General features: G+C 41.0%; 14 protein-coding genes. 11 read left to right on the forward strand and 3 right to left on the reverse strand.

What is annotated here, in order from left to right; translation table 11 throughout:
* Positions 1–163: 163 nt before the first annotated feature.
* Positions 164–649 carry a nucleoside deaminase gene (locus ACN6MV_RS15035; protein WP_419886681.1) on the reverse strand — a complete coding sequence of 162 codons (486 nt, stop codon included), beginning with the start codon at positions 647–649 and terminating at the stop codon, positions 164–166.
* A 152-nt stretch (positions 650–801) separates the two neighbouring features.
* On the opposite strand from ACN6MV_RS15035, the gene ACN6MV_RS15040 reads away from it, so the two are divergent.
* The 5 genes from ACN6MV_RS15040 to ACN6MV_RS15060 all read left to right on the forward strand — a co-directional run bounded on the left by ACN6MV_RS15040 (position 802) and on the right by ACN6MV_RS15060 (position 4617).
* A complete protein-coding gene (locus tag ACN6MV_RS15040) occupies positions 802–1248 on the forward strand; it encodes an OsmC family protein (protein WP_419886682.1) in 447 nt (148 codons plus the stop codon).
* Between the two features lie 43 nt (positions 1249–1291).
* Entirely contained in the window at positions 1292–1654 is a 363-nt protein-coding gene (locus ACN6MV_RS15045) for a hypothetical protein (protein ID WP_076121646.1), read from the forward strand.
* On the forward strand, positions 1635–2585 hold the full coding sequence (locus ACN6MV_RS15050) for an LLM class flavin-dependent oxidoreductase (protein ID WP_419886683.1): 951 nt from the start codon (positions 1635–1637) through the stop codon (positions 2583–2585). Before ACN6MV_RS15045 ends, ACN6MV_RS15050 begins: the two co-directional genes overlap by 20 nt.
* Positions 2586–2703: 118 nt before the next feature.
* Entirely contained in the window at positions 2704–3732 is a 1029-nt protein-coding gene (locus ACN6MV_RS15055; RefSeq protein WP_419886684.1) for a helix-turn-helix domain-containing protein, read from the forward strand.
* 90 nt (positions 3733–3822) lie between these two features.
* Positions 3823–4617 carry an SDR family NAD(P)-dependent oxidoreductase gene (locus ACN6MV_RS15060; RefSeq protein ID WP_419886685.1) on the forward strand — a complete coding sequence of 265 codons (795 nt, stop codon included), beginning with the start codon at positions 3823–3825 and terminating at the stop codon, positions 4615–4617.
* 58 nt (positions 4618–4675) lie between these two features.
* Here ACN6MV_RS15060 and ACN6MV_RS15065 read toward each other — a convergent pair whose 3' ends face one another.
* Positions 4676–7786: an ATP-binding protein gene (locus tag ACN6MV_RS15065; protein ID WP_419886686.1), complete on the reverse strand. Its 3111-nt coding sequence runs from the start codon at positions 7784–7786 to the stop codon at positions 4676–4678.
* A gap of 221 nt (positions 7787–8007) precedes the next feature.
* Here ACN6MV_RS15065 and ACN6MV_RS15070 point away from each other — a divergent pair, with 221 nt between their 5' ends.
* Together ACN6MV_RS15070 and ACN6MV_RS15075 are read left to right on the forward strand one after the other, a co-directional pair.
* On the forward strand, positions 8008–8808 hold the full coding sequence (locus tag ACN6MV_RS15070; protein WP_419886687.1) for a phosphotransferase: 801 nt from the start codon (positions 8008–8010) through the stop codon (positions 8806–8808).
* A 76-nt stretch (positions 8809–8884) separates the two neighbouring features.
* Complete coding sequence (locus tag ACN6MV_RS15075; RefSeq protein ID WP_419886688.1) at positions 8885–9238, forward strand: VOC family protein; 354 nt, start codon at positions 8885–8887, stop codon at positions 9236–9238.
* Between the two features lie 137 nt (positions 9239–9375).
* On the opposite strand, the gene ACN6MV_RS15080 is transcribed toward ACN6MV_RS15075, so the two are convergent.
* Positions 9376–10074 carry a MerR family transcriptional regulator gene (locus tag ACN6MV_RS15080; RefSeq protein WP_419886689.1) on the reverse strand — a complete coding sequence of 233 codons (699 nt, stop codon included), beginning with the start codon at positions 10072–10074 and terminating at the stop codon, positions 9376–9378.
* A gap of 156 nt (positions 10075–10230) precedes the next feature.
* Between ACN6MV_RS15080 and ACN6MV_RS15085 the strand changes: the two genes are divergently transcribed.
* From ACN6MV_RS15085 to ACN6MV_RS15100, 4 genes are all read left to right on the forward strand, one after another.
* Positions 10231–11109, forward strand: a complete 879-nt coding sequence (locus ACN6MV_RS15085) for an alpha/beta fold hydrolase (protein ID WP_419886690.1) — start codon at positions 10231–10233, stop codon at positions 11107–11109.
* A gap of 86 nt (positions 11110–11195) precedes the next feature.
* On the forward strand, positions 11196–11408 hold the full coding sequence (locus tag ACN6MV_RS15090; protein WP_419886691.1) for a hypothetical protein: 213 nt from the start codon (positions 11196–11198) through the stop codon (positions 11406–11408).
* A gap of 467 nt (positions 11409–11875) precedes the next feature.
* Positions 11876–12433 carry an RNA polymerase sigma factor gene (locus ACN6MV_RS15095; protein WP_076121634.1) on the forward strand — a complete coding sequence of 186 codons (558 nt, stop codon included), beginning with the start codon at positions 11876–11878 and terminating at the stop codon, positions 12431–12433.
* On the forward strand, positions 12430–13338 hold the full coding sequence (locus ACN6MV_RS15100) for a hypothetical protein (protein WP_231574206.1): 909 nt from the start codon (positions 12430–12432) through the stop codon (positions 13336–13338). The genes ACN6MV_RS15095 and ACN6MV_RS15100 overlap by 4 nt, the downstream gene beginning before the upstream one ends.
* Positions 13339–13431 lie beyond the last annotated feature (93 nt).

Below are 13431 nucleotides of genomic sequence, written 5' to 3' on the forward strand. Positions count from 1 at the left end.
TCTTTATTGACATTGCCGAATCGCCTCTATGTTCAAAATATTAATTTCCCTGACTGATTCAGTGAAATAATTAAGAATAATAAAAGGGATTAGGATATAAAAAAGAACCTTTATTAAAAGGTTCTTTTTTATATGAGAATCAACTGATGAATTCTGATAAAGTCTATGGTTGTCTTTTTCCGTGGAATTGCCGATGAAGTTCCCATACTTGTTCTGCCAGATCCGGTACAGGGCCATCAACGACCGCATCATGGATAATCTCTTGAATACTCAAATTACGGACGGGTGATGCTGCAACGCCCATATCGCTTAACCACTGTGATAATTGTTGCGAAGAGCTCGCATATACAATTCGTCCTAATTGAACCCAACCATGAGCCGCTGCGCACATAGGGCAATGCTCTCCCGAAGTATACACAGTAGCCTGATTGCGTTCTTCCAGTGTCATATTTTGAGCCGCCCAGCGGGCCAATGCGAATTCCGGGTGCTGAGTATGATCACCACCGCCTACATGGTTGCTGTCTTCAGCCAAGACTTCTCCACTTGCTGAAACCAGGATGGAGCCGAAAGGCTCGTCCCCAGCTTCGAGAGCAGATTGGGCAATTTCAATACAGCGCTTGAGATGTTTGATATCCGTTTCGTTGATCATGATGATAGAGCCTCCTGACTTTAATTTATTGAGAAACTTGCTTAACAACTAGACCTGATCCTGTTTGTTCGCTTCATTCTTCTATGTTAGCATGTAAAGTATCAGATGAAAAATAAATTCCAGCATGATAAACATAGGGAGGACATTTAGAAATGAAGCACCCATTTATTTTAAATGCAGTATGGAACGGCGGTCGTAACAGTGACGGAACAATTGAAGCGGGCCAGCTCAAGACTCAAATCTCCATTCCGAAGGAAATGGGAGGACCCGGAGTTGGAACGAATCCGGATGAAATGCTTCTGGGCGCCGCGGCAACCTGCTATCTCATTACACTTGCAGCTATGATGGAGCGATCAGGGCTTACGACTTCCAGCCTGACGTTAACGTCAGAGGCGACAGTGGATGTAACCAATAATATTTTTACATATGAAGCGATCAAGCATTCACCTATCATCACTCTTACTAAAGATGCGTCAGAGGACGATATTGAAAAAGCAATTCGTATTGCCCACAAAGCAGAAGACTCCTGTATGATCTCCAGAGCTGTAGCAGGAAATGTACAAATTACTACAGAGCCAACAGTACTGACTTCAAGCTAATAAGCAGGATATCCGTTAGGTAAACAGAGAGGAGACGTAAACTTTGAACGTTGAGTTGTATAAGGACTTAATCAAGGATGAACGAGGGAATTATTACGTAGCGGTACAAAAAGAGGGCAAAGAACTGACTTTGGTAAATGCAATGCTTGAACGATCTTACCAGGACCTGTGGGAATTTAATGAAGAGTTCAAAAAGAAATATGCAGAGTATGAGCATCAGTTCATCGGCAAAATGATTATGGACAAGCTGCGGCATGATATTGTATTCGCGTCCAAAGAAGACGGCCATGGACAAATGTATGATCTCGCTGCGGTTACCGGTAATTACAAGGTTACTTTTATCGATATGATTGAATTTTATAGGAACCCTAGAGAAGGACGTAGCCATGACAGCGACATCGATTAAACTTAGCGTATTGGATCTCGTGCCTGTATTTGATAATGTGGATGCAAGTTTTGCGTTGGGACAAGCAGTGAAACTGGCTCAAACAGCTGAAAGACTGGGATATACCCGGTATTGGGTTGCCGAACATCATGATATGCCGGGCTTAGCGTGTACAGCAACAGAAGTGCTTTTATCGCATATTGGAGCGAAAACACAGCATATCCGCATCGGCTCGGGAGCGTTATTGCTGCCACACTATAAGCCGCTAAAGGTGGTAGAGTCTTTTCATTTGCTGGCCAGTTTGTATCCGGGGCGCATCGACCTTGGGTTGGGCCGGGCTCCAGGCGGTACTGCTGAAGTTAGCTTAGCGCTTAGCGGGAATTTTCTCGAAAATGTCTGGAAAATGCCGGAGCTGCTTAAGGGAGTCACCGAGTTATTACAGGGGAACTATTCCTATGAAGGACGTCAGATAACCGCCCGCCCGATCCCGCCTGAATCACCAGAGTTGTGGCTTCTAGGTACGAACAAGAAGAGTGCGGCATATGCTGCTGAGTTTGGAGCAGGCTATGTGTTTGGACAATTCATGAGCGATGTACCTGGGGAGGAGATTTTGCAGGCTTATCGAGAAGCTTTTGCTCCTACTTCAAATTCATCTGTTCCGCGGGCAATTGTTGCTGTTGGCGTGATTTGCGCCGAGACAGAGGAGGAGGCAGAACGACTTGCCTCATCGGGTATGACATTGTTCCAACAAGAAGGTTCAGCCGAAGAGAGGTCCAAGCTCTTGGATCGTAAGCTGCTGATAGGCACTCCTCAAAGTATTAAGGAAAAGCTGGAACACTTATCTCGTTTGTATGGAATTGATGAATTCATTATCGTTACTATGATTCCAGACTATGAGAAACGGCTGCATTCGTTTGAGCTGCTTGCCCGTGCTTGCTTGAACGCTAACTAATGAATAAGTAAGAGATCTTCTTCTTGCTATGCTAACGGGAAACTAGTGATATATCATGAGAGGGCTGCCGAGGGGTAGCCCTTTAATCATTCGATTATGCTAAAGGAGGTACATATAGATGCAGTCTCATACCTCTGACTCCATTAAAATCCCTCCCGGATTTTGGACAGGATTAATTCAATTAGGGATAACCGCCCAAGATATAGCCAGTAAAGCAAGTCTTCCGCTGAGCCTTATCACAGAGTCAGAAGTCACCACAGCCCAATATTTCGCTATCTGGCAGGCATATTCTGATCTCATTGGAGATACTGCTGAAGGAATCATCAAGCTAGCAACTGTTTTTGAAACCACACAATATCCGCCGACTGTCTTAGCCACTTATCATGCTAAAGATTATCGTGACGCTCTAAACCGAATGGTGCGCTATAAACGAATGTGCCCTCCAGAAAGCTTGCATATCATCGAGGAGGGAGAGTTGTGTACAATCGAATTAAATTGGCAGCATCCCGAGTATTCCGGTCCACCTCTGCTGCTTGGCCTTACTCTGGCGTTTTTAGTGGAGCTTGGGCGGCGGGGAACTGGTATACCTATAACAGCACAGTTTGTAGAATTTTCACAACCCATAGGGAATTTACAGGTTCTTGAAGCTTATTTCGGCTGTCGAATTCAGATCGGTGCTGAGATTAACCGCTTAACACTACGACGAAGTGATTTGGAGCTGCCCTTTATCTCGTATAACGAAGAGTTGCTAGAGATTCTGACTCCCGTTTTAGATCGGACACTTGCAGAACAACAGAGCAGTCACTCAATAACTGAAAGGGTCAAATGGATTATGAAACGTTGCCTTAGCGGAGGTCAACCCGAGATTCAAACCGTTGCTAAAGAGCTAAGGATGAGTGCTCGTACCTTACAGCGGAGGCTTACTGGTGAAAATACGAGCTTCAAGCAATTACTGACAGAAGCTAGACATGAGCAGGCGCGAGCGTATTTAGCAGATCCTTCCCTCGATGTTAAAGAGGTGGCTTTCTTGATCGGATATGAAGATCAGAACTCGTTCTACCGTGCCTTCCGACTTTGGGAAGGAGATACTCCTTCAAATTGGCGTGTTAAACAAGAAGTTTGGCGCAAGACACTAGTTACTGAATAATCCCGGTAAGATAGTATAAATACTAGCCGGTGCACAGAACTGTTCTTGAGAAACTACTAATAAGCGCCGTATTAAAAGGAGAAATGAAATATGGATATGGGATTAAACAATAAGACAGCCTTAATTACAGGATCTACGAAAGGTATTGGTAAAGCCATCGCCTTTGAACTTGCCAACGAAGGTGTTAATGTACTCATAAATGGACGGAACTATGAAAAGGTAGAACAAACTGTAAATGAAATTAAATCGAAATTCCCGGCAACTTCTCCGCAGAATGCTACTGCCGATATTGTCGATATGGAGCAAAGAGAAGCTTTATTTGCTAAATACCCCAATATCGATATTTTAGTTAATAATATGGGGATTTATGAAATTATGAGCTATGAGGACGTTGACGATGTAATATTTGAAAAATACATCCGTACGAATGTTCTTGCTGCAAATGGGTTAACAAAATTTTATTTACCAAAAATGTTAAACAACAATTATGGTCGAGTGATCTTCATCGCCAGTGAAGAAGCAATAATGCCCTCAGCGAAAATGCCACAGTATGCAATGACAAAATCAATGCTATTATCTTTGTCAAAAAGCTTATCTAAATTAACAATAGGAACAGAAGTTACAGTCAATACTATCATGCCAGGACCAACACTTTCTGAAAATGTGCAGCAAATCATTGATGGGATGTACTCAGATGAAGAGTTAACTTTTTCAGAGAAAGAGAAAAAATTCATGACTACAAACTTACCGCAATCTGAAATACAGCGATTTATTAAACCTTATGAAATTGGCAGACTAGCAACATTTGTATGTAGTCCCTATGCCTCTGCATTTAAAGGTTCTCCGATCCGTATGGATGGGGGCATGGTTCCAACTATTTTCTAAATTTAGATATCGTACGATAAAAGCCACTCCTTAAGGAATGGCTTTTTCATTTGATAAGTTATTCACCAACCTCCGGTATAACAAAGGATACCAAAGTGCCTTCTCCTTGGTTGCTGTGAATCGAAAGGCCCTGACTATACAATTGCATCAGTCTTCGATGGGTATTGGCCAATCCGATGCCACTTTTAGCTTTCATGGTCGGTTCCAGCAACGACGCGAGCGTTCTATGATCCATACCTTGCCCATTATCCTCCACTTCGATTTTTACAGCATTGTTCAGACGTGTGATCCGAATATAAATGGTACCACCCTGTTGATGCTTGAGCAGACCATGCTTAACAGCATTTTCTACCAAGGGTTGGATGGACAGGGGAGGTAACAGGATATCAATGTCCGGATCTACTTGCCAAACAACGGATATTCGTTCTGCAAATCGTGTTTGTTCAATATACAAATAAGATTCTACCAGCTCTAGTTCATGAGAGAGGTTCACAAGTTCTCCGATATTTAAAAAGTCAAAGCTGATTCGCAAAAAGGAAGTAAAAGCAGTAATGAGCTCTTGCATCTTTTTAGTATCCATATCACTGAGTGCCGCAATAGAGTTTAACGTATTGAACAAAAAATGGGGTTGAATCTGTGCCTGTAGATAAGCTGCTTCAATACGCACCCTTTCATTAAACGATATTTTCATCGCTGTTAAGGCCCGAATGCGATATTTGAGTTCTACTGCATCCACCGGCTTGGTAACATAATCATTGGCACCGGAGTAGAATCCAGTGTAAATATCTTCAGGTTGACTGCGGGCAGTCAGTAATAGTATTGGGAGTTCATATAAGGAATAACGAGCGCGAACCTTTTGCGTTAATTCATATCCTGACATATGCGGCATCATTACATCACTGATAAGCAAATCCCAACTCTTTTTATCTAACCAATCCAGTGCCTCGTGGGCTGAGTTCACTGTCGTAATGAAATAAGGCTCATTTTCGAGAATCCCCTTTAGTACATTCAGATTAACAGGATCATCATCTACCACCAAAAGATTTACTTTTGCGTCTGTAAGGAGCGGCGGGATTTTTTCTGCGTGATGATTGGATTGCTCGGAAATCCCCCAGTCAGCCATCTGCTTATAAATCTCATCTGCTGTATACGTCGTTATAGGTTCAGCCTCTCTTACTATCTGGTCGCTATATGAACCAGCAAGGGGAAGAGCAAAACTGAAAGTTGAACCTTTGCCGGGCTCAGATTGTATGCGCAAGCTACCACCATGTAGTTCGACCAACTGCCTACTTATGCTTAAACCCAGCCCAATCCCACGTCCGTCATTTATTCCGTGAGGACCTTGCTCATAAGGGAGGAATACATGCTCCATAGTTTCTTTGGTCATGCCTACCCCGGTATCTGTCACATAGATAAAGACTTGACCGTCTTTTTCCTCAGCTGACACTGAAACAAGTCCTACTTCGGTGTATTTGAGCGCGTTGTGGACTAGATTTAATAAAACTTGTACCACTCTTTTCTCATCCGCAAGAACAGGTGGCATAGATTCTGGAATGCTCATGGATAACTGTACGGGTTTGCCTTCAATCATATATTGCAGCATACTAATGACTCCGGGGACCACCGATTGAACTGAAATAGGCTCCTGTTTCAAAATAACTCGATGCTCCTGAAGACGGACAACATCCAGTAAATCGCCAAGCATATGTGACATACGGCGGCTGATAGTAATCAGCAGCTCCATATCCTGCCGGCTACTCTCGTAGAGTCTATCCTTTTCCTTCGTTACTATATTTTGCGCGATATTCATAATCCCATGAAGCGGTGTTCTTAGCTCATGAGAAGTATTGGCGAGAAACTGATCTTTGAGTTTGTCTGCTTTTTTCAGCTGCTCATTTAGCTCCATGTTCTCTTTGGCATTCTGGAAATACTTTTTAAACCAATAAGCTGAGAAACCCACGATGGCAGCAATAATATCCAAAGGATAGTAGACTATCGAATAGTGTCCTTTACTATCCCACAAATTCCATAACAAATTAGAAACGATCGCCGCACCTGATAACAGCAGAAAAACAACATCCTTATCATCTTGTTTTTTGAACAATAAGCGAATCAAGCTATAAATCAACCAGATGAAGGGAATATACTGAAACACCTGAATGATTCCCCAATGAATCGATGTACTGACCAGATAAGCAGGAACGATAAATATAAATAAGGTATAAAGAAATAGACACCCAGTGTAAGCACGTAACCACTTGTTGCCTTCGGCGCCAGAGGTGAATTTCCTGAAAACAAGCAGAATAAAAAGGTTTTGCCATAAGAAAGCGATTAAACGGATTTTTAATGACCAAGTGTAATTAATCGGCAGCAATGAAAGAACTAAGTTGTCGTTTCGGGCTAAAAGGATTACGGCTACAGATAATGTCATTAACCCTACAAGAAAGAGAGCACGTTCTTTAGGGTTAAATAAGTATAGAATATAGGCATATAGCCCATGCAGCAGCAGGATGATTGCAGTAAGCATTTGAAATCCGACGGTATAAAAATTTGTCCGGTTAACCACTTCCTGAGAGCCAAAGAAAATAGGCCCGCTTATACCACCTCTATAGGGATGATCAAAGTTTGCTACATGAATAAGAACATCTATTACTGCCGTGTCTTTTGAAAAATAAGATGCTGTAAATGTGGTGGTTTTTGGTACATATGTATCGGCATTAAGAGCAATTTTCCCATTATTAAGAATAGGGGCGCCGTTAATTTCCACACTAGAGGCGGAATAAATTTGTTTGATCCACAATGCGACAGGCTGCTGAAGTGGATCTACTAAAATGCGCAGACGGTAAGTGCCATATCCATATGAAGATTTGTACTCGCTTCCTAAGGCTTGGCTCCAATTCCCAGGAACTTGAAGATATTGGAGCGGTTTTGGGATCGTAGCTGACTTGGACGAAACGAATTGCGAAGGATAGAAGCCCCATTCACCATCTAGTCTGATTAAGTTAGCTTTCTTCAGATCCTGCCCCCGTAAATCTAGTACCCCGTTGCTAATTACAGGAACATTATCAGAAACCTTAAAAAGGCTAATCCAAATGCAGCGTATGCCAAAGAGAATGCTGATAAAAAGTAGAATGATAGCCAGCTTATGTAGAATAGTATTATTTTTCATGTGAATATTATAGCAAATAATTCTAATCTAAAATCTAAAAAGGAGATTATTTATATAAGATGAGCAAATGTCAACAATGATCTTAACGGCCAGTATAGTTATAATTGATCTTTATAACCAATAACTTGTAAATATTGTTATTATTAGAGAGGGAGTTTTCAATGCTAAGAGGTCAAATATCTGCAATAGGTAATGCACTGAAATGAAAAGGAATGAACCAAATGCCTAAGGAAGAAGTGTTAAAAGGCGGTAATGTAAATCATATTGTCCGTATGGCGAACACTGTTCGCCGCCCTACGGGTTATTGGAGTCCGAATGTTCATGAACTACTCAAACATTTGGAACAACAGGGCTATGAGGGAGCACCAAAATTTCTCGGGATCGATGATTCCGGTCGTGAAATATTGACATTTATTTCCGGAGAAGTTCCAGGGGATAATTATCCGATACTTGAACCGTATATGTGGTCGGACGAAACGCTTGTGGGTTTGGCACATCTTATGCGTCGTTTCCATGATGCGACTACAGGGTTTAGGCCCAATACGGAGGACAGATGGCAGCTTAGCTATGCCGACGATGCCGAACACGAAGTGATCTGTCATAATGACGCAGCGTTGTATAATATTGTTTTTCAAAAAGAGGCTCCTGTGGCGCTGATTGACTTTGACATGGCAGGCCCAGGTCCGCGTATATGGGACATTGCGTACACCTTGTACACATCTGTTCCACTTGCGAGTTTCGCACCGGACCATACTTCTGGAACCACAGTAGCATACCAATATGAAATACATGCCGTAGAGCGACGTCGGCGAATTCATTTGTTTTTTGAAGCTTATGGAATTCCCGTCCCAAATAATCTGCGACAGTGGATTATACAACGTTTGATAGTACTGTGTGATACATTGAGAAATGGTGCTGCTGATGGGAATCCTGCCTTTCAGAAAATGGTAGACGAGGGTCACTTGGCCCACTATGAAAGTGAGATTCGGTTTGTAACAGATCATTTCGAAGATTGGATATAAAAATCGGATATTCCGCTCATGGACAGGATCATTGAATAAAATTAAAAAAGTATACCATTAGAATTGAGGTCTGAGAATGAGTGTAAAACGAATTGTCACAAATATAAAAACGCAGAAAGTTTCGGCAGCAAAAAGCTTTTACCAGGACGTACTCGAGCTTGATTTATTGATGGATCATGGTTGGATTGAAACATACGGCTTACCCGGAAAGGAAAACATTCAAATAAGCTTTGCCTCACAGGGCGGCTCCAATACGCCTACTCCTGATCTATCGATTGAAGTTGATGATGTCGATGTGGTGTTTGAACGAATGAAAAGTGCTGGATATAAGATAGAATATGGACCTGTTGATGAGCCTTGGGGAGTTCGGCGATTCTATGTCCGCGATCCATTTGGCAAACTTATCAATATCCTTGCTCATGGACATTAGATAAGCAGTCACGGCGTGCATAAATCTAGATTGTTAATCTAACGGAATCAACTCCGTCCTTTAAGGGACGGAGTTTTTTGCGTACTTATAAATGATTTTAAGGAAGCATGATTATGTCCCTCAAAAAACTAGCTTCCTCAATAGTATTTCACATATTTCATAAGGTCAGCGATCCCTAAAAACTGCTTCATTAATTGGCTATTTAATTTTTGAAGCGCAAGCTCGAAGGATATTTCAACTTTTTTATAGTTTTGTGTCTCTATTTCTTTCAGGAGTTGTTTCATGTTCTCGATATAATACACGGTCTTCCTTAAACTGCTGATCAGTATAATCTTTCTTAATTCCGTTAGAGTATAGAGCCTATAGCCGTTGTCTTTGTTTCTGTTAGAAGTAATAAGGCATTCTTGTTCCCAATGTCGAATGGCTGAAGGCTTAACGCCTGCCATTTGTGCAACCTCACCAATAGTCATTGCATTTGTTACCTCTAAATCTTTGTATTTTGATAAATCTGCGTTTCGGAACATGCGTAACACTTCCTCTAACCTAAGCTTTTCTAATTGTGTATTATGCTGTTCTTGATTGATTGTCCAAAGTGCATGTTCAATTTGCCCGGCTTTAATCTTTCTCATCACATCGTACACCGCTGGAATCTCATATCCTTGCAAAAGGGCACGAATCGTTATAAAAGCTTGAACATGGATGGATGTGTAACATCTGCGATTGCTAGCAGTCCTCGGGACATCGGGAACTAAGTCTTGATCTTCGTATCTTCTTAACGTAGTAGTACTTACATTTAATTTCTTAGCTATCATTGTAGGTGTGTAAATATCATCCATAGTCGCTATCGCCCCATACATTAAAGTAAAACCTTCAAGTGCTACAACAACATTAAAACTAATTTATCAAGATATAACAAGGCTTAGAATGGGATAAACCGAAAGATTGCATGAATGTTATATGATATTTTTATAAAACAGTAAGGAGAGGATTGTTTGAAAAAGAATATACGATTATCAAATCAATCAACAATAGAAGTAGGATTAACGGGTGTCTCAGATCGCCCAACCATTATGTTACCTATCGCTAAAAAATCTGTGTACAATCAGGAGGCAGACAATCTAAAGCTATGGGGCGTAGATCCTGAATTAGGTAAACACTTTGTTGAAGGTCTCGCGGATACGTTTCAAGTGCTTTATTTTGATTATGAGGGTTATCTCTTTCAACATCCAGTCGACAACTTAACCGCAGAGCATATTGTGAAGGATTTACTCCTCATTGCTGATGAAATGAACGTTAAGAACTTCAGCTACTATGGTTATTCTTGGCTAGCTCTAATTGGACTACAATTGGCTGTCAGAACAAATCGTCTGGAAAGCTTGGTCATGGGAGGTTTTCCGCCTTATAATGGTCCCTATCAAGAGATGATGATTGTAACTCACAAAACACATACCCAAGCTTTGAATAATCAAAATGAGGCAGCTGAAAAAAGCTCTTTTGAAACAGAGAATCCAGATGAGATAGACTGGGACAACATCAAGGTATCTATAGATACCCGTGTAACAGCTCAATTTGTTGCCTTATACGAAAGCATCACTGCTTTTGACGATCGTAGTATTCACCATTTGCTTAGTCTTCCTAAATTAGCTTTTGCAGGAGAAAATGATACTATCGTATATGGTGAGAATTTTGGGAATGTTACCGTTGATATTGCTGGGATATTAAAGAAGAATACGACGAAGCTGTGTGATTTAGGTTGGGATGTTGAAATCCTAACGGGAACCCAAATGGATCATACAAAAGCGATGCAACCAGCTGTGGTTTTACCATTGATTAAGCCTTGGTTTATAAAAACAATTATAAATACGGACTAGACTGTAAATTGAGCATTTTTACCCCAGCTGTAAATGAGGATCAATCAATTCGGGCGGAACAGCAAACGGAAAAGGAAATATTATTGATGATAGCCAAAGGTGGAGAAGAACTTGGGCATTTGGTCGTATCGAGTACGATGGGACAAGAGTGTGCTCAGACCTTTCAGAGTAATTACTCTATTATCTACAGACAGGGAGATCAGGACAAAGTCTTAATGGAACTACCCATTTACTCGACCATCCACCAGTTGGAGCAGGTACACTGGAAGAAGATGCTAAAGATATCTATTACAAAATAGAATTTCACAATAAACGGTTAGTGGTTGATTAGCATGATTTGAACAAAAAGAAGGTCAGTCCACGAAATTGCGGAGCGATTATGCTTCTATCATGAAGCTGTGGATGCTTTGTATGTTGATGGCGTTCAATGGTCACTTCACACAGAAGACCGATTGCCTTATCGGGGCAGTACTGCCCTATAGAAAGGTGCTGCAAATCATCTATTGTTCTTATTTATATATTGGCCGGTGTTGCCCTTTAAAGGGTACCCCGGCTTTTTTTATAGGCACTTTGGTCGATGAAGATGACTTAAGAATCAAAAGGATAAGATCACACGTCATATTATTGGCATTGAATGTCGAAGCTTATGAAGACATAAAATGATTTCCCGCACTATTACATAAGAATAAAACTTTTTTTGCAACCAAAACCCTTCTTTACTTACTTTATAAGTGAGGCCTTAATCAAACTGAACGGAAGTGATGGAGTGGAAGATAGTGAAATCATACAGCTGTACTTTGCGCGTAATGAAACAGCAATAGAAGAAACATCCAAAAAATATAGAAATTATTGTACTAAGATCGCTCATAACATTCTGTCTAATTTAGAAGATTCGGAAGAATGCGTGAACGATACCTTTCTAGGAGCATGGGAAGCGATACCGCCGAAGACGCCTGCTAAGCTCTCATCTTTTTTGGGGAGGATCACCCGGAATATCGCATTAAATAAATACGATTATTACATGGCCAAAAAGCGGAATAAAACATTCGATACGATTCTTGATGAATTAAATGATTGTTTATTCTCGCCAGACAATGTTGAAAGTCAATACGAGGAAGAACAAATGGCTGAATCCATAAGCAATTTCCTTCTGAAAATTAACGAAGATCATCGGAATATCTTCCTGAGACGTTACTGGTACTCCGATTCTTTGGCTGATATCGCAACGCGATTTTCAATAAGTGAGAGTAATACGAAATCTATCCTTTTTAGAACACGAAAAAAACTCCAATTATACCTTATGAAAGAGGGTTATATCCTATGAATAATAAAGATCTATTTAAGACTATTGGTTATGTAGACGGCAATCTGGTGGAGAAGGCCAACACGGCGAGGCGCACTAAAAAGAGAACATTTGCGAAGTGGGGATCATTGGCCGCTTGTGCTGCATTGGTGTTAGGAGTGGCTGTTTACACATCTCCTTTGAAGCCATCGTTTACTAATTCACCACAAATCTCGCAGCAAACGCCAGTCTCAGCTCCCAACGGAGTTCGGAAGATTTTAAATTACAATGGATTTCGTTATGCATTCGTGGGTGATGGTGCTCAGTTTAAGTTCACAGGAATGAAGCCTGAAAAGTCACTTGGAAGCATAGATTTTGATATCAACCAAGAGATCGGGAAGGACGATGGAAGTAAAGATGTAGAAAAGGATTATGCATCTACGTTCGCAGTCGGAGGTAAGCTATATGAAATCCCGCCGTACCCATCCCAATTCCGTATTGCTGTTAAGTATGAGGGACATTATTATTTGGCAGAAATCGTGGCGAAGACAAACGATTCTATAATGACAGCTAAGGAATATCTAGATATGTCTAATCTAAAAGAGCATGCAAAAGAAATCCATGTTCTTAATCATGTAGGGAATGACGTGTTAAAGAAAATGACGGATCATGCCTCTGTGGAATCTTTCATTGATGGGCTCTATAGCGCAAAAACAGCTGATTTAAGCAATAAAGAATACGAAGCTATTGCCCAGGCGCAGTCCCAAGGAAAATCGTATCAGCTAAAGTTCAATCTTAACGATGGAACCTATATGGGCATGTATATCATTCCTGAATTAAAAGTCGTATCTATGGGAGATGCTTACTATCAATTGCCTGATCTCTTCTTTGATCAATCCGGAGAACTTTTTTCCGGGCTTACACAAGATGTGTTGCCGCTTTACTAAACTTAAGAAGATTTGATTATGCTTAATAAAAAAGTAACGATTTCTAACAAGTTAAAACAAAGGCATCGAATCCACAGATTCGATGCCTTTGTT

It is taken from the genome of Paenibacillus sp. B-A-8 (assembly GCF_048572915.1).
Taxonomy (GTDB): Bacteria; Bacillota; Bacilli; order Paenibacillales; family Paenibacillaceae; genus Paenibacillus_AQ.